A 16,512-nucleotide genomic window follows, 5' to 3' on the forward strand; every position below is an offset into this window, starting at 1 on the left:
GGGAAAAAAGGACCGAATTACTTGATCCGGTACCAGTCAGCTGCATTCCACAGCTCGGAGTCCCAGGTATTCAGCTGAACGCCGCCCAGGGTGTTGGAATGTCCCGACACCCGGCCACGGTCGACCAGCGGCACCACGACATAGCTGTCCTTGGTCAGCATTTCGTTCAGCTTCTTGGCGATTGCGCCACGTTCGGACAGGATGCCCGTCTTGCCCAGTTCGGCGACCAGCTTGTCATACTCCGGATCGCAGAAACGGTTGATGTTCTCGCCCTGCCACTGGGTTTCCGGACGCGGGGCCTTTTCGCAGGTATGCTGTGCCAGATAGCTTTCCGGATCGGTGCCGTCGAAGTTGTTGGCGTACATTTCCACGTCGGCATAAAAGCGCTGGAAGGTGTCGGGCGATCCCGGGTCGCCGCCGAAGAACACCGATGCCGAGATGTTGCGCAGCTCGGTTTCGACGCCGATTTCGCTCCACCACTGCTTGATCAGCGCTTGGAAGTCCTGGCGCACGGCATTGGTCGAGGTCTGGTACAGCAGGCTCAGCTTGACGCCGTTCTTTTCACGGATGCCGCCGGCGCCGACTTTCCAGCCCGCTTCCTCCAGCAGCGCCTTGGCGCCTTCGATATCCTGGGTCAGGCAGTCGGTGTTATCCGAAGCATACATCGCCGGAGCGGGGACCAGATTACAGGTCGCGCGACCGGCCTTGCCGTAGCCGATTTCCACCAGCAGTTCGCGGTCGATCGCCATCGACAGCGCCTTGCGGACGGCCAGTTCGGACAGCGCCGGATGCGGATGCTTGGCGGTCGACCGTTCACCCTCGGGCAACGACGGCGACGGATCGGTCATGTTCATTTCGATCCGTTCCACCAGCGAACCGAAGGCCGCAACGACCTTGCCCTTGCCGCCTTCTTCCATCTTGGCGATGACGTCGGGGGCCAGCTGCAGGTTCCAGGCATAGTCGAATTCACCGGTTTCCAGCACCGAACGCGCCGCCGCGGTGGCATCGCCGCCGCCCTTGAAGGTCAGGGTGGCGAAGGCCGGCTTGGCCGGATCGCGGTAATTCGGGTTGGCTTCCATCGAAATCACGTCATTGGGACGGAAATCGGTGACCACGAACGGACCGGTGCCGATCGGGCCGAAGTTGGCCTCGGTGCATTCCGGGGCCTTCGCGCCCATGCAGTTTTCGAACTGCGCTTTTTGCAGGATCGGCGACTGGCCGCCCATGAACGGCCCATAGGGATTCGGTTTCGGTTCCGCGAAGGAAACCTTGACGGTCAGGTCGTCGATCACGTCGACGCTGCTGATGCCTTCGAACTTGGCCAGCTGGGCACAGCCGCCTTCGGGATGCATGCAGTAGTCGGCGGTGAATTTCACGTCGGCCGCGGTCACGGCGGACCCGTCCGACCACTTCAGGCCTTCCTTCAGTTTCCAGGTGATCGAGGTCAGGTCCTCCGACACGCCGCCGTTTTCAACGGTCGGGATTTCTTCGGCCAGATAGGGCACCAGCGCGCCGGTGGGGTCGTAGCGGCCCAGTGGTTCGATCACCAGCGACGAGGATTCGATATCCTTGGTGCCGCTCGACAGATAGGGGTTCAGGATCGAGGGGGCCTGCCAATAGATGATGTTGACATGGCCGTCCGCTCCGCGCTCGGCGAATGCGGCAGGGGCCAGGGCTGTCGCAGCGACGGCGCCTAGCAATAGGGATTTAATTTTCATCGTCTTCTCCTTGTTGGACACGGGGTTATTCCCCGCTTTTTTCACCGGTACGGCCGCTTTGACTGCCCGGCGTTAGTTTTGATTCTGTCTGCGGCTTAAGGACGGGAATGCGATTTGCGCCAAAATTTAAAGTGGCATCGCGCCCGTCTGTTCCACGACTGGATGCAGTTCAAACTTATTGGTCAAAAAATGCAAGGGGGAGGGCCGCTGACCCTAGGGCAGCGATGCTACCGGTTTGACAGCGGGACTGACCTGTCTGTAGCGTCACTTGAGTAATGATCAAAAATTGACGGGATGGGCGCGATGCTGGACCAACCGATCGCCAGGATCGAGAATTTGCGGGTCGAATTTCAGACCAAGGACGGCCCGGTTGTCGGGGTGGAGGATGTCTCGTTCGACGTGAATCCCGGTGAAACCGTGTGCATCGTGGGTGAATCCGGTTCCGGAAAATCGGTATCGAGCCTGTCGCTGATGCGGCTGGTGGAATTCGGCGGTGGTGAAATTGCGGGCGGTCGGCTGATTTTTGACCGAAAAGATGGTGAAGAACTCGATCTGGCGAAAACCGACCAGAACCTGATGCGCACCATCCGCGGCAACGAAATCGGCATGATCTTCCAGGAACCGATGACCGCGCTGAACCCGGTCTTCACCGTCGGCCGGCAATTGACCGAAGGGCTGCGCCTGCACATGGGCATGACCCGGGACGAGGCCGAGGCGCGCGCGCTGGAGCTTCTGAAACAGGTGCGTATCCCGGAACCGGAACGGCGGCTGAAGCAATATCCGCACGAATTGTCGGGCGGCATGCGCCAGCGGGTGGTGATCGCGATGGCGCTGGCCTGTGAACCGCGGCTGCTGATCGCCGATGAACCGACCACGGCGCTGGATGTGACGATCCAGGCGGAAATCCTGGCACTGATGGACCGGCTGAAGCGTGAAACCGGTACCGCGGTGATGTTCATCACCCATGACATGGCGGTGGTGGCGCAGATGGCCGACCGCGTCGTGGTCATGTTCCGCGGCAACAAGGTCGAGGAAGGCCCGGTCGAACAGATCTTCGAAAATCCGCAGCACGACTATACCAAGGCGCTGCTGGCGGCCGTGCCCAAGCTGGGCGAAATGACCGGCAAGCCGCTGCCCGAGCCGATGAAGCTGCTGGGCCGTGAACAGGGCGAAATCAAGCCGATCGCCGGCACCGACGAGCCGCTGCTGACGGTCAAGAACCTGATCACCCGTTTCCCGGTCAAGGGCGGGTTTTTCCGCCGCACCATCGCCAATGTGCACGCGGTCGAGGATGTGTCGTTTACCCTCAACAAGGGCCGCACCCTGTCGCTGGTCGGCGAATCCGGCTGCGGGAAATCCACCGCCGGCCGCTCGATCCTGCGGCTGGTCGAACCTTTGTCGGGGCAGATCGATCTGGACGGCACCGATATCATGGCGCTGGATCATGCCGGGCTGCGCGATGCGCGGCGCGACATGCAGATGATTTTTCAGGATCCCTTCGCATCTCTCAATCCGCAGATGCAGTTGGGCGCGGCGGTGGCCGAACCGATGAAGAACTTCGGCACCCATTCGGGCAGCGAACGCGAAGACCGCGTCGCGATGCTATTCGACCGGGTGGAACTGCCACGCAGCTTCATGCGCCGTTATCCGCATGAATTGTCGGGCGGGCAGCGTCAGCGGGTGGCGATTGCGCGCGCCCTGGCGCTGAACCCGAAACTGATCATCGCGGACGAAGCGGTTTCGGCGCTCGACGTGTCGGTGCAGGCGCAGGTGCTGAACCTGATGATGGAATTGCAGGCGGAACTGGGGCTCAGCTTCCTGTTCATCAGCCATGACATGGCGGTGGTCGAACGGGTCAGTCACGATGTCGGCGTGATGTATCTGGGCCGGATCGTCGAATTGGGGCCGCGCCAGGCGGTGTTCGAGGATCCGCAGCACCCCTATACGCAGGCGCTGATGAAGGCGGTGCCGATCGCCGATCCGCGCAACCGGAAATCCGAACGCGACCTGAATTTCAAACCAATTCCGTCGCCGATCCATCCCATCGGATACGAGGCCACTGCCTCGGAATATAATGAAGTCAGCCCTGGTCACTTCGTTCTGACCACGGATAGTGAATACTGAGGCCCAAATATGCCCGCGCGATTATCGCCCTATGAGATCATGGAACGGCTTGTCGCTTTTCCAACCGTCAGCCGCGACACCAACCTGCCCCTGGTGGACTGGGTCGAGGATTACCTGAAAAGCCACGGTATCACCGCCCACCGCCATTACAACGAAGACAACGAAAAGGCCGCGATCTTCGCCCATGTCGGACCCGAGGAAGAGGGGGGCATCGTCCTGTCCGGCCATACCGACGTGGTGCCCGTGGACGGGCAGCCCTGGGCCTCGGACCCGTTCACCGTGGTGGAACGGGATGGCAAATATTACGGTCGCGGCTGCTGCGACATGAAAGGCTTCGACGCGCTGTCGATATGGGCCCTGGTCGAAGCTCAGTATCGCGGTGTAACCCGCCCACTGCAGCTGGCGCTGAGCTATGACGAGGAAATCGGCTGCACCGGCGCGCCGCCGATGATCGAACGGATGCAGGAGGTTCTGCCCAAGGCCAAGACGGTACTCGTCGGAGAGCCTTCGATGATGACGGCGGTAACTGCCCACAAGGGCGGGCGCGCCTTCTGGGTGCATATGCATGGATTCGAGGTGCACAGTTCGCTCATGCATACCGGCGTCAACGCGATCATGTATGGCGCCAAGCTGATCGAATGGGCCAACACGATAAACGCCGAAAACATGGCGCGGACGCCATCGGATGTCGCCGCCCTGTTCGAACCGCCCTGGACCACGGTGCATGTCGGCCAGATTTCCGGCGGCACCGCCCATAACATCACCGCAAAAGATTGCGAATTCGGCGTCGATTTCCGCATCCTGCCGGATGAAGATCCGGAGATGTGGCGCGAATTGTTCCTCGCCAAGGTTGCCGAGGTCGAGGCCGAGATGCAGGCGGTGGTGCCCGAAACCCGGATCGAGATCATCGAGAAATTCGGCCTGCCGGGTCTTGCCCCGGAACAGCAGGGCGAGGCCGAGGCGATTGCCCGCGCGATCACCGGCGACAACGGCAACCACGTGGTCAGCTATGGCACCGAGGCGGGGCATTTCCAGACCGCGGGCTATTCCGCCGTGGTCTGCGGGCCGGGCAATATCGAACAGGCGCACCAGCCCGACGAATACATCACTGTGGCCCAGTTCAACGCCGGGCACGATTTCATGAAGCGCCTGCTCGACAGGCTCTAGGGGGACGCTATGCCGATCAAGAACCGCTTCGCCGAAATGCATGGTGAAATCACCGCCTGGCGGCATGATTTCCATGAACACCCCGAAATCCTATTCGACGTGCACCGCACTGCCGGCGTGGTGGCCGACAAGCTGCGCGAATTCGGCTGCGACGAGGTGGTCGAGGGCATCGGCATCACCGGCGTCGTCGGGGTCATCAAGGCGGGGAATTCAGACCGGGTGATCGGGCTGCGCGCCGACATGGACGCGCTGCCGATGGATGAAATCACCGGGCTCGACTATGCCTCCAAGACGCCGGGGGCGATGCATGCCTGCGGCCATGACGGCCATACCGCGATGCTGTTGGGCGCGGCCAAATACCTGGCCGAGACGCGCAATTTCGACGGCACCGTGGTGCTGCTGTTCCAGCCTGCCGAAGAAGGCGGAGGTGGCGGGCTGAAGATGGTCGAAGACGGCGCGATGGACCGCTGGAACGTGCAGGAAGTCTACGGTCTGCACAACATGCCGGGCGTGCCGGTGGGCGAATTCGCCATCCGGCCCGGGCCGATGATGGCCTCGGCCGATGAATTCGAAATCAAGGTGACCGGCAAGGGCGGCCATGCCGCCATGCCGCATGAAGCGGTGGACACCACGCTGGCGGCCAGCCACGTGGTGGTGGCGCTGAATTCCATCGTGTCGCGCAATGTCGACCCGGTGAAACACGCGGTGCTGACCGTGGCGACCTTCCTGACCGAAAGCGACACCCAGAACGTGATCCCGCAGACCGCCAAGCTGCGCGGTACGGTGCGCTGTTTCGATGCCGACATGCGCGATCTGATCGAGGAACGTCTGACCGCCGTCGCCAAGATCACCGCCGAAGCCTATGGCGCGACGGCCGAGGTCAACTACCACCGCGGCTACCCGCCGACGGTTAATACCGACGAGCAGACCCGCTACGCGATCGAGGCGGCCGAGGCGGTCAGCGGCAAGGTCGATGCAAACACCCCGCCGATCATGCCGGCCGAGGATTTTTCCTACATGCTGGAAGCACGCCCCGGCGCCTATATCTTCCTTGGCAATGGTGACACGCCGATGTGCCACCACCCCGCTTATGATTTCGACGATGCCGCGATCCCGCTCGGATGCAGCTTCTTCGCCGAACTGATCGAACGCCGCCTGCCGCGCGCCTGAAGAAAGAAGGACCAGAAATATGCCCGTTAAGAACCGATTTGCAGAATTGCAGGATGAAATCACCGTCTGGCGCCGTGATCTGCACGAACATCCGGAAATCCTCTATGACACCCACCGGACCAGCGCCATCGTGGCCGAGAAGCTGAAGGAATTCGGCTGCGACGAGGTGGTCGAGGGCATCGGCCAGACCGGTGTCGTGGGCGTGATCAAAGGCAAGGCGACCGGATCGGGCAAGGTGATCGGGCTGCGTGCCGACATGGACGCGCTGCCGATCCACGAACAGACCGGGTTGGAATATGCCTCGAAAACCCCCAACGCGATGCATGCCTGCGGCCATGACGGCCATACCGCGATGCTGCTGGGCGCGGCCAAGTACCTGTCCGAAACGCGCAATTTCGACGGCACCGTGGTGGTCATCTTCCAGCCCGCCGAAGAAGGTGGCGCTGGCGGCAAGGCGATGTGCGACGACGGGCTGATGGACCGCTGGGGCATTCAGGAAGTTTACGGCATGCACAACTGGCCAGGTCGCCCGGTGGGCAGCTTCGCCATCCGTCCCGGCGCGTTCTTCGCTGCAACGGATGTGTTCGACATCGAATTCGAAGGCCTCGGCGGTCACGCCGCGAAACCGCATGAAACCGTCGATACTACTGTGATGGCGTCGCAGGCGGTTCTGTCGCTGCAGACCATCGCCAGCCGCAACGCCGACCCGGTCGATCAGGTGGTGGTGTCGGTGACCTCTTTTGAGACCTCGTCGAAAGCCTTCAACGTGATCCCGCAGCGGGTGACGCTCAAGGGCACCGTACGCACGATGAGCGCCGAGATGCGCGATCTGGCGGAAAAGCGGATCGGCGAGATCTGCAACGGCGTGGCGGCGACCTTCGGCGGCACCGCGAAGCTGGATTATCACCGCAATTATCCGGTGATGGTGAATACAGAGGAGCAGACCGACTTCGCCGCCGAGGTAGCACAGTCGATCAGCGGTCAGTGCGACGAGGCACCATTGGTGATGGGCGGCGAGGATTTCGCCTTCATGCTGGAAGAACGCCCCGGTGCCTATATCCTTGTCGGCAACGGCGACACTGCGATGGTGCACCACCCCGAATACAACTTCAACGACGACGCGATCCCGGCCGGTTGCAGCTGGTGGGCGGAAGTCGTCGAGAAGCGGATGCCGGCGGCTTAAACGCGGTGCAGGATCAAACGCGGGTCGAGTGACATCTGTCGCTCGACCCATTGCTGTTCGGCGTTGAAGTCATGCGGCACCTGTTCGGCGGTGCGGCGGCCCGACAGCGACAAGGAACTAAAAAAGTCGAAACCGTAAAGGTCGATCGACGCGGCCTCGGATCGCAGCAACAGGTCGATCATCATCGCGCCGGTGGTGGGGGCCGACCCCATATCCTCGCGCAGCCGTGCCACGGCCTCTGCCGGATTGAGGAAAAACCGGCTGTCATGCGCCAGCCAATAGGGCAGGCGCTTGCGCTTGCGGGTCATCCACAACAGCCGCGACGGCGCTCGTCCGGCAATCAGATCGCGCGCGGGGGGCGTCGACATCGCGATCCAGTCGGTGCGATTGCCGTGGGAGTGCGGATCGGGGATCGGCGCCGAATTGATGCGGATCACCAGATCGGCATCGTCGATCTGCGCCCCGTATGTCGATTGGCTGAGAGACCGGGCATTGCCGACCAGCGCCACCGATTTTCCGGCAAGAAGCGGAGCGACCGGGGTCGAAAGTTTCTGCAACGCGGTTTCGTCGCGGCGCAGGCGGGCGATATGGAAACGCAGCCAATTCACGAGGCCAGTTCCCGTATCAGTGCCGCGGCCCGCTGCGTCGCATCCGCCAGTGCGCTGTCGATCTGCGCCAGTTCCTGCGGCGAAAAGGCGTGGGCGGCGGGGTCGGAATCCATCCGCAGGAGATCCGTGTCGGATATGACCCGCTGGGTGCCGAGGCCCAGATCGGTCAGCAACTTCTCGATCTTGCCCGAGGTCGAGGTGACGGCGAGAAACGGAGTTCTGGTCAGCAAGGACAGGCAGACGGCGTGAAAACGGCCGGTGATATGCAGCTCAGCCCCCGCGATCAGCCTGAGGTATTCCGCTTCGTCGCGTGGCATCTCGAAGCGCGGCCGCCGTAGCGTCGGATAGCCATTGTAAAGCGCGTAGAGCGCCGATTTCAGTACGCTGCCAAGCACGGGAAGATGCCAGACGGGGTGGCGCAGGGTCTTGGTCGGGATATAGGTCGCTCCGGAAAATCGGTGCGCAGCCCGGGCGAGCGCCCGGCGTCGTTCAATGCGCACGGAATCCCCGATGATGACGCCGCTGCGGGGCTGGGCGGAGATTTCGGCCGGTGCCGACAGCGACAGGTCCGGTAGCCAGTCCACCGGTCGCCCGACGGCGGCGCTCATCTGGGCCGCACTGTCGCTGTCGCGCGCCGAAAGGATGTCGAAACGGTTGAGAAGTTCTGCCCATTGCGGCGGGTTCTGATCATACATCGCGTTGATCAGGGCGAGCTTTTTGCCCTGCGCCGGGACAAAGTCCGCGATCTTCAACAACCTTTCGCCCGCCGCCGCGCCGTGATGCAAAGTCCCTTCGCCATTGATGACAACGAGGTCGGCACGTTCCAGGGCGGAAAGGAAATCCGCGTCCCGTTCCCAGTCGTTTCGCGCCGCGCTGCGGGCCAGCACAGTCACGTCCTCGCGCCGCAGCCCGTCCAGCAACAGCCGAACCACCCTTGCGCAGCCGTGGTGATACCGCGTCGAGGTGTCGTTGAGGATCACAGCGTTTCGGGTCATGGCATCAGCTGTTCAATTCTGCTCACCAGTGCGGTGATCTGGGTGTCGTTCCGTGCTCCGGCTGTTCGCGCCGCGCTGGCCGCCGTTTCGAGAGCGTCGCCACTTAGCCAATCGGCCACGGCGCTGGCAAGGGCCTGCGTATCGGACGCTACGCGCGCTGCACCGCATTTTTCTGCCCTCTCGAATGCGGCGGCGTGGTTGCCCACATGGGGGCCGCGCAGCACTGGCAGGCCGGCGGCCAGCGCCTCTGCGGGGGAATGGCCGCCGAGATCGGCGAAGGTGCCGCAGATCACCGCAAAGGGCGCGACCGCGAAAAGCGTGCCCGCCTCGCCCAGAGTGTCGGCGAAATAGACCTGCGCGTCGCCGATTTCTTCGCCCCGGCTGCGCCTGCGGGCGGTGAGCCCGTTCAGAACGCCCTCGAAACGCGGCATTGCATCGGGATGGCGCGGTGCCAGCAACAACAACAGGTCCGGCCGGTCACGCAGCAGCCGGCGATGGGCTGCAAGCAGCTGTTCGGCCTCTTCGGGGTGGGCGGACATCGCCAGCCAGACGGGGCGACCGGAAATCTGGTTTCGCAGCGCCGCCACGGCCTGCGGATCCGGCCTGGGCGGAGGGGCGAGGGTTTTGAGGTCCGTGACCATGACATGCCGCTGTTCCGGCAGGCCCAGCCCGATCAACTGCGCCGCGGTGTCCTGATCCTGCGAGGTCGCCAGCGCCATGCGCGACAGGACTGCTGCGGAAAGCCCGGGAAAGCGGTTGCGGGTGCGCGACGGTCGCGCGTTCAGGATCCCCATGCGCACGCCCGCGCGCGCCAGTCTGTCAATGACCCGCAGCGGCAGGTCGCTTTCCACGAACAACGCCAGATCTGGACGCCAATAGTCGAGGAAGCGCGCCGCCGCCGCGCCGGTGTCCAGCGGTGCGAACTGGTGCATGCAGTTTGGCGGAAATTGCCGCGATACCATTTCGGCACCGCTCTGCGACGTGGTGGTAATCAGAAGTTGTGCATCGGGCATCGCGGTCGCCACCGCAATCGTTGCGCGCAGTTCCCCCATCGACGCTGCATTGATCCAGACCAGCGAACCTTGCGGACGCGGCAAGCTGGCATGGCCGAAGCGTTCGCCCAGCCGGTCCGCCGCGCAGCCCATTGCGCGATGCCGCTTGCCTGCGAAACGGTGCAGCAGCGGCGCCGCGCAGAAAGTCACGAAACGATACAGGTGATAAGAAAGCGGCCAGCGCTTTGCTGTCGGTTGGGTCATCCGCCGGTGTGGCTCATGTGGCGGGACATCTTGCCCGTCACTTCCTGCCGCGAATAGTCGAAATCATGGCCCTTGGGTTTCATCCCGATGGCGGCGCGGATCGCCGCTTCCAGCGGCGCGTCGTCATCCGGGTGATCGCGCAGGGCAGGGCGCAGGTCCTGCATGCCTTCCTGACCCAGGCAGGTGTAGATCTCGCCGGTGCAGGTCAGCCGGACCCGGTTGCAGCTTTCGCAGAAATTGTGGGTCAGCGGCGTGATGAAGCCGATTTTCTGACCGGTTTCTTCCAGCCGCACGTAACGCGCCGGTCCGCCCGAACGTTCGGCCAGATCGGTCAGGGTGAAGCGTTCGGCCAGTTGCGCCCGCAGGTCGCTGAGCGGCCAGTATTGATCCAAGCGGTCCTCGTTGCCGATGTCGCCCATCGGCATCACCTCGATGAAGGTCAGGTCCATGTCGCGCGATTTGCACCACTCGACGAGGTCGAACAGTTCCACGTCGTTGAAGCCCTTCAGCGCCACGGTGTTGATCTTGACCCGCATCCCGGCCTTCTGGGCGGCGTCAATGCCGCGGATGACCTGCGGCAGCCGTCCCCAGCGGGTGATGTCGGCGAATTTCTGATCGTCCAACGTGTCGAGCGAGATGTTGACCCGCCGCACGCCCGCCGCCCATAGGTCACCGGCGTATTTTTCGAGCTGCGATCCGTTGGTGGTCAGCGTCAGTTCCTTCAACGCGCCGCTGTCCAGGTGCCGCGACATGGCGTCGAAAAAGGTCATGATCCCGCGCCGCACCAGCGGTTCGCCGCCGGTGATGCGCAGTTTTTCGACGCCGAGTCCGATGAAGGTGGAACACATCCGGTCCAGTTCTTCCAACGTCAGCAGTTCCTTCTTCGGCAAGAAGGTCATGTTTTCCGACATGCAGTAAACGCAGCGGAAATCACACCGGTCGGTGACGGAGATGCGCAAATACGTGATGGCGCGCTGGAACGGATCTATCAGGGGCGTTTTCATAGGGGTGAAACTAGGGGCGGAAACCCGCCGCGGCAAGGGTGGATATGATTGATCGCCGTGGCGAAAGGTCGTAGCCTGAGCCCATGAAACACGTTGCCCTGATCCTTCTCCCCGCTTTCGCCCTGTCGGCGTGTACCGACGTTCCGCTTCTCGGCACTCCGCCTTGGCAACGCGCGCCCGCAGGGGTGGCGCGACCGGCCGATGCTGACACCATGCCCGCCCCCGAGGCGGTCGAGGTCACGCCGCTGGAGGACACTGCGTCGGCGGCGCAGCCCGCTACATCGGGGATATTGGGGACGACCGTCGCGTCGCTGGGCGATCCGTCCCGCGATGGGTTCTGGATCGAGACGCCGCTCGTGTCGGCGCCGGGCCGGGGGCGGGTGCGCTACCCGGCGAACGGGCGCGTGGTCAAGGTCGACCTGATTCCGATCGCGGGTCCGGTCACTGCCGGTAGCCGCCTGTCGCTCGGCGCGATGCGCCTGCTTGATGCGCCGGTGAAGGGATTGCCCGAGGTCGAGGTCTATCTTGACTGATTGGGGGCGGCGAATCCGATGCGGGTTTCGCCGCAGCCCCCGTGCCGTGAAATAACGCGCTAAACCCTTGGCGGCAGGTATTTCGACGCTTCCTTGCGGGAGAAGGGTTTCATCGCCTTGCCATGTTCACGCAGGAACTGGATCACCCGGTCGGGATCGTGTTTCGACAGATCGCGCAGCCACCAGGCCACCGATTTCTGGATGAACCATTCGGGATCGTTCACGTAGGCCCCGGCCCAGCCGAGCACCCGCTCGCGGATCTCGACATCCTGCGGCTTGGGGTGGTTCTGCTTGGTCCAGGGCAGGGTGATCACCATCGCCGCGCGCCGGGTCCAGTGACTGTCCGAGCGAGTCCATTCCTCGACCTCGTCGATGCGGGACGGGTCGGCTTGCAGCCGTTTCTGCCCCGCCATCATCGCGTGGTCGGCAATCGCCCAGCTGTCGAAATCCGGCACCCAGCTCTTGATCAGGTCCCAAGCCGCCTGATCGGGTTTGATCCGCGCCTGGGTCAGCAATTTCGCCGCCGCCAGTCGCGCCTCGAAAATGTCCGTGTTCCAAAGATCCCGCGCCAGCGTGACGCGGTCCTCTACCGTCAACTGCTGCCGCCACGCCTTGGTCAGGTCGTTGATCGCCGGATTGGGCACCCCCAGATAGGCGCGCGGAACCTTGTGATAGTCGGCGGATCCCTCGGCCCGGCCCGGTTCGGCATGCGCCTTCAGCGCTTCGAGTGCATCATTCAGGGTCATTCTACTGTCACCGATTTGGCAAGGTTGCGGGGTTGGTCGACGTCCGTGCCCTTGGCAACCGCCGTGTGATAGGCCAGAAGCTGCGCCGGCACCGCGTAAAGCACCGGGGTCAGGACCGGATCGATTTCGGGCATGACGATGGTCTGCCACGCGCTGTCTTCGGTCTCGGCCGCCCCGGCCGCATCGGTGATCAGAACCACCTTGCCGCCGCGCGCCAGCACTTCCTGCATGTTCGAAACGGTCTTGCCGTAAAGCGCGTCATAGGGTGCCATCACCACCACCGGCATTGTCTTGTCGATCAACGCGATGGGGCCGTGCTTCAATTCCCCGGATGCATAGGCTTCGGCATGTATGTAGCTGATTTCTTTCAGCTTCAACGCGCCTTCAAGGGCCAGGGGATACATCAGTCCCCGGCCCAGGAACAGCACGTCGGAGGCCTCGGAAAGCTTCCGCGCGGCGGCGGCGATGGCGCCTTCCTGTTCCAGCGCGGTGTTCAGCGTGGCGGGGACCGCGCGCAGCGCGCTGAGCTTGTCGGCGATTTCATCGGCCGTCAGCGTGCCCCGCTGTTCGGCGGCTTTCAGCGCCAGCATCAGGAGAACCGTCAGCTGGCAGGTGAAGGCCTTGGTCGAGGCGACGCCGACTTCGACCCCGGCAAGGATCGGCAGCGCCAGGTCGCTTTCCCGCGCGATCGAGCTTTCAGGCACGTTGACCACCGACAGGATCTTGTCGGCCTTGCCGTCGCAATAGCGCAGCGCCGCCAGCGTATCGGCGGTTTCGCCCGACTGGCTGACGAACAGGGCCACGGTGCGGGGCGCGATGGGCGGTTCGCGATAGCGGAATTCGCTGGCGATATCGACCTCGACCGGCAATTGCGCCAACTGTTCGAACCAGTACTTCGCGGTCAGACAGGCATAGAAGGCGGTGCCGCAGGCAACCATGGTCAGACGGTCGATCCCGGCGAAATCGAAATCCTCGGGCAGTTCAACCGAATTGCCGTCGGCGGACAGGTAATGGCGCACCGCTTCGCCGATCACCATCGGCTGCTCGGCGATTTCCTTGGCCATGAAATGCTTGTGCCCGCCCTTGTCGATGCGGGCATCGTCCATGTGGATGGTGCGCATTTCGCGATTGGCCAGTTCGCCATTGGCATCCCGGATTTCAAGGCTGTTGCGGGTGATCACCGCGAAATCGCCTTCTTCCAGATAGGTGATCCTGTCGGTCATCGGCGCCAGCGCGATGGCGTCGGAGCCTACGTACATCTCGCCCTCGCCGTGGCCCACGGCCAGCGGGCTGCCCTTGCGCGCGGCGACCAGCAGGTCGTCTTGGCCCTCGAACAGGAAGGCCAGCGCGAAGGCGCCGTTCAGCCGTGCCAGGGTTTTGTAGGCGGCCGCGACGGGATCGTCGCCCTGTTCCATATAGAACTGGGCCATCAGGGCGACGGTTTCCGTATCGGTTTCTGTGGCGAAATGGATGCCTTTCGCCGCCAGTTCGGCACGCAGTTCACGGAAATTTTCGATGATCCCGTTATGCACCACCGCCACCTGACCAGCCTGGTGCGGATGGGCGTTGATCACGCTGGGCGCGCCATGGGTGGCCCAGCGGGTATGACCGATCCCGGCCTTGCCCGGCAACGGGTCGTGAACCAGAAGGTCGCTGAGATTGACCAGCTTGCCCACCGCGCGGCGGCGGGACAGGTGGCCATTGTTCACGGTGGCGATCCCGGCGCTGTCATAACCGCGATATTCCAGCCGTTTCAGCGCGTCCACAAGGATCGGCGCTGCTTCGTGTTCGCCCAGGACCCCGACAATTCCGCACATTATCCTGCCCCTTTGTCCCGTTTCGCCTTTTTGGCTTGCAATATTTCGCGCAGCTTCGTCGCCAGCCCCGGTTTGTTGACCTGCGTCGCGCGCGCAATCGCCAGCGCGTCGTCTTCGATGTCCTGGGTGATCACCGATCCGCTGCCGGTCATGGCGCGGTTGCCGACCCGGACGGGGGCGACCAGCATGGTGTTCGACCCGATGAAGGCATTCGCACCGATTTCGGTCTTGTGCTTCATCACCCCGTCGTAATTGCAGGTGATGGTGCCGGCGCCGATATTGGCTTTCTCGCCGACATGGGCGTCGCCGATATAGCTCAGGTGGTTGGCCTTGGCGCCTTCGTCCAGCACCGCGTTCTTGATTTCAACAAAGTTGCCCACGTGCACGTCCTCGGCCAGTTCCGCACCGGGGCGCAGACGGGCATAGGGGCCGACGGTGGCACCGCGCGACACGTGGCAGCCTTCCAGGTGCGAAAAGGCGCGGATCAGGGCGCCGGATTCCACCGTGACGCCGGGGCCGAACACCACGTTGGGTTCGACGACCGCATCGCGTCCGATGACGGTGTCATGGGCGAAATGCACGGTGTCGGGCGCGGTCAGCGTGACACCGTTTTCCATCGCCTCGGCACGGGCGCGGGCCTGAAAGGCGGCTTCGGCCGCGGCCAGTTCGGCGCGGGAATTGACGCCCAGCGTTTCGCTTTCGTCACAGGTGACGGCGGTGGCCGACAGGCCTTCGGCGCGGGCCAGCGCGACGATGTCGGTCAGGTAATATTCCGCCGCCGCATTGTCGTTGCCGACCTTGTCCAGAAGCCGGAACAGGGTGGCGGCGTTTGCTGCGACAATGCCGGAATTGCAAAGAGTTATCGCGCGTTCCTCATCGGATGCATCCTTGAATTCGACGATCCGTTCCAGCGTGTCTCCCGCCATCACCAACCGGCCGTACCGGCCCGGGTCGGCGGCATCAAATCCCAGCACGACAACGTCGTTCAACGCCCGTGCCGCGACGATCTTTTCGATGGTTTCGGGCTGGATGAAAGGTGTGTCGCCATAGAGCACGATCACGTCGCCGTCGAAATCAGCCAGCGCCTCGCGCGCCTGCAGCACGGCGTGACCGGTGCCCAGCTGTTCTTCTTGCAGCGCCGTCTCGGCCCGGTCATCCCAGTCGCGCGCAGCGCTGGCCACCTCGTCGGCGCCGTGGCCGGCCACGATCACCAACTTTTCCGGATCGATCGCCGCGCCAGACTTCATCGCATGGACCAGCAAGGGGGCGCCCGCGATTTTGTGGAGGACCTTCGGCAGGTCCGAATTCATCCGCGTCCCCATGCCTGCGGCGAGGATGACAAGTGCCGTGCTCATGCTGCTTCTCTTCGTATTTGCGTTGCGCCCGTTTTATCTGCTTGGCACAAGGGCGCAAGGCCGCGTTGCATCACTTGTGATTGCGGGGTGCAACAGTGACTGGCGAAAAAGCGCCAAGCAAGTAGGATGGGCAGGCATGCAAACTGTGATCTTCGATCTGGACGGAACTCTTGCAGATACCAGCGGCGATCTGATCGCGGCGGCGAATGCCTGTTTCCGGGCGATGGGGCGCGGCGACGTTCTGGATCCTTTGGTGGATGCCGCGACCGCGTTCCATGGTGGGCGGGCGATGCTGACGCTGGGGCTGGAACGGATCGCGCATGGCGATGTGGCAGCGCAGGTGGAGCAGTGGTATCCGCATCTGCTGAGTGCCTACGAGGCCGATATCGACCGCTACACCAAGATTTATCCCGGCGCGATGGAGGCGGTGGGCGTACTGAGCGCAACCGGCTACAAGGTCGGCATCTGCACCAACAAGCCCGAAAAGCTGGCCGAGACCCTGCTGGCGCGGCTCGGCATACGCAATGCGTTCGCCTCGCTGATCGGGGCCGATACCTTGCCCACGCGCAAGCCCGATCCGGCGCCGTTGCGCGAAGCGGCGCTGCGCGCGGGCGGCGATCCGGCGCGATCCCTGATCGTCGGCGACACGATCACTGACCGGCAGACCGCCAAGGCCCTCGGCGTGCCCTGCATCCTGGTCACGTTCGGGCCGGACGGCCGGGCGGTTGCGGATCTCGACCCCGAGGGGATGATCGATCACTTCGACGCCCTGCCGGGCGAGGTGCGGCGGCTGATCGGCGTGCCCGCGTTGACGGACTAGGCGCAAAGGCTCAGAA

Annotated in this window: 14 protein-coding genes; 6 read left to right on the forward strand and 8 right to left on the reverse strand. The window is 63.4% G+C overall.

The window, feature by feature from the left end; all coding sequences use genetic code 11:
- Positions 1–17: 17 nt before the first annotated feature.
- Positions 18–1,718 carry a peptide ABC transporter substrate-binding protein gene (locus IT775_RS08950; RefSeq protein WP_212700759.1) on the reverse strand — a complete coding sequence of 567 codons (1,701 nt, stop codon included), beginning with the start codon at positions 1,716–1,718 and terminating at the stop codon, positions 18–20.
- A 303-nt stretch (positions 1,719–2,021) separates the two neighbouring features.
- On the opposite strand from IT775_RS08950, the gene IT775_RS08955 reads away from it, so the two are divergent.
- The 4 genes from IT775_RS08955 to IT775_RS08970 are packed head-to-tail and all read left to right on the forward strand — an operon-like array spanning position 2,022 to position 7,362.
- On the forward strand, positions 2,022–3,842 hold the full coding sequence (locus IT775_RS08955) for an ABC transporter ATP-binding protein (RefSeq protein ID WP_212700760.1): 1,821 nt from the start codon (positions 2,022–2,024) through the stop codon (positions 3,840–3,842).
- A gap of 9 nt (positions 3,843–3,851) precedes the next feature.
- A complete protein-coding gene (gene argE / locus IT775_RS08960) occupies positions 3,852–5,009 on the forward strand; it encodes an acetylornithine deacetylase (RefSeq protein ID WP_212700761.1) in 1,158 nt (385 codons plus the stop codon).
- 9 nt (positions 5,010–5,018) lie between these two features.
- Entirely contained in the window at positions 5,019–6,179 is a 1,161-nt protein-coding gene (locus tag IT775_RS08965; RefSeq protein ID WP_212700762.1) for a M20 aminoacylase family protein, read from the forward strand.
- A gap of 19 nt (positions 6,180–6,198) precedes the next feature.
- Positions 6,199–7,362 carry a M20 aminoacylase family protein gene (locus IT775_RS08970; RefSeq protein WP_212700763.1) on the forward strand — a complete coding sequence of 388 codons (1,164 nt, stop codon included), beginning with the start codon at positions 6,199–6,201 and terminating at the stop codon, positions 7,360–7,362.
- Here IT775_RS08970 and IT775_RS08975 read toward each other — a convergent pair.
- From IT775_RS08975 to moaA, 4 genes are read right to left on the reverse strand one after another with little or no spacing between them, the layout of a single operon-like run.
- Complete coding sequence (locus tag IT775_RS08975; protein WP_212700764.1) at positions 7,359–7,970, reverse strand: glycosyltransferase family 29 protein; 612 nt, start codon at positions 7,968–7,970, stop codon at positions 7,359–7,361. The two genes, IT775_RS08970 and IT775_RS08975, sit on opposite strands and share 4 nt — an antisense overlap.
- Entirely contained in the window at positions 7,967–8,965 is a 999-nt protein-coding gene (locus IT775_RS08980; RefSeq protein WP_212700765.1) for a polysaccharide pyruvyl transferase family protein, read from the reverse strand. The genes IT775_RS08975 and IT775_RS08980 overlap by 4 nt, the downstream gene beginning before the upstream one ends.
- Entirely contained in the window at positions 8,962–10,221 is a 1,260-nt protein-coding gene (locus IT775_RS08985) for a 3-deoxy-D-manno-octulosonic acid transferase (protein WP_212700766.1), read from the reverse strand. Before IT775_RS08985 ends, IT775_RS08980 begins: the two co-directional genes overlap by 4 nt.
- The gene (gene moaA, locus IT775_RS08990) at positions 10,218–11,225 is read right to left on the reverse strand and encodes a GTP 3',8-cyclase MoaA (protein ID WP_212700767.1); all 1,008 of its coding nucleotides are present in this window, start codon (positions 11,223–11,225) and stop codon (positions 10,218–10,220) included. Before moaA ends, IT775_RS08985 begins: the two co-directional genes overlap by 4 nt.
- An 83-nt stretch (positions 11,226–11,308) precedes the next feature.
- Here moaA and IT775_RS08995 point away from each other — a divergent pair, with 83 nt between their 5' ends.
- Positions 11,309–11,758 carry a hypothetical protein gene (locus IT775_RS08995; protein WP_212700768.1) on the forward strand — a complete coding sequence of 150 codons (450 nt, stop codon included), beginning with the start codon at positions 11,309–11,311 and terminating at the stop codon, positions 11,756–11,758.
- Positions 11,759–11,817: 59 nt separating this feature from the next.
- Here the strand turns inward: IT775_RS08995 and IT775_RS09000 are convergent, their stop codons facing one another.
- The 3 genes from IT775_RS09000 to glmU are packed head-to-tail and all read right to left on the reverse strand — an operon-like array spanning position 11,818 to position 15,676.
- On the reverse strand, positions 11,818–12,504 hold the full coding sequence (locus tag IT775_RS09000; RefSeq protein WP_212700769.1) for a DNA alkylation repair protein: 687 nt from the start codon (positions 12,502–12,504) through the stop codon (positions 11,818–11,820).
- Positions 12,501–14,321 carry a glutamine--fructose-6-phosphate transaminase (isomerizing) gene (gene glmS, locus IT775_RS09005; RefSeq protein ID WP_212700770.1) on the reverse strand — a complete coding sequence of 607 codons (1,821 nt, stop codon included), beginning with the start codon at positions 14,319–14,321 and terminating at the stop codon, positions 12,501–12,503. The genes IT775_RS09000 and glmS overlap by 4 nt, the downstream gene beginning before the upstream one ends.
- Positions 14,321–15,676: a bifunctional UDP-N-acetylglucosamine diphosphorylase/glucosamine-1-phosphate N-acetyltransferase GlmU gene (gene glmU, locus IT775_RS09010; RefSeq protein WP_212700771.1), complete on the reverse strand. Its 1,356-nt coding sequence runs from the start codon at positions 15,674–15,676 to the stop codon at positions 14,321–14,323. Before glmU ends, glmS begins: the two co-directional genes overlap by 1 nt.
- A 136-nt stretch (positions 15,677–15,812) precedes the next feature.
- Between glmU and IT775_RS09015 the strand changes: the two genes are divergently transcribed.
- Positions 15,813–16,496 (forward strand): HAD-IA family hydrolase, encoded by a 684-nt coding sequence (locus tag IT775_RS09015; RefSeq protein WP_212700772.1) that lies wholly within the window; start codon positions 15,813–15,815, stop codon positions 16,494–16,496.
- Positions 16,497–16,512: the final 16 nt, after the last annotated feature.

The organism is Thalassovita aquimarina (genome assembly GCF_018219815.1).
GTDB classification, from domain to species: Bacteria; Pseudomonadota; Alphaproteobacteria; order Rhodobacterales; family Rhodobacteraceae; genus Thalassobius; species Thalassobius aquimarinus.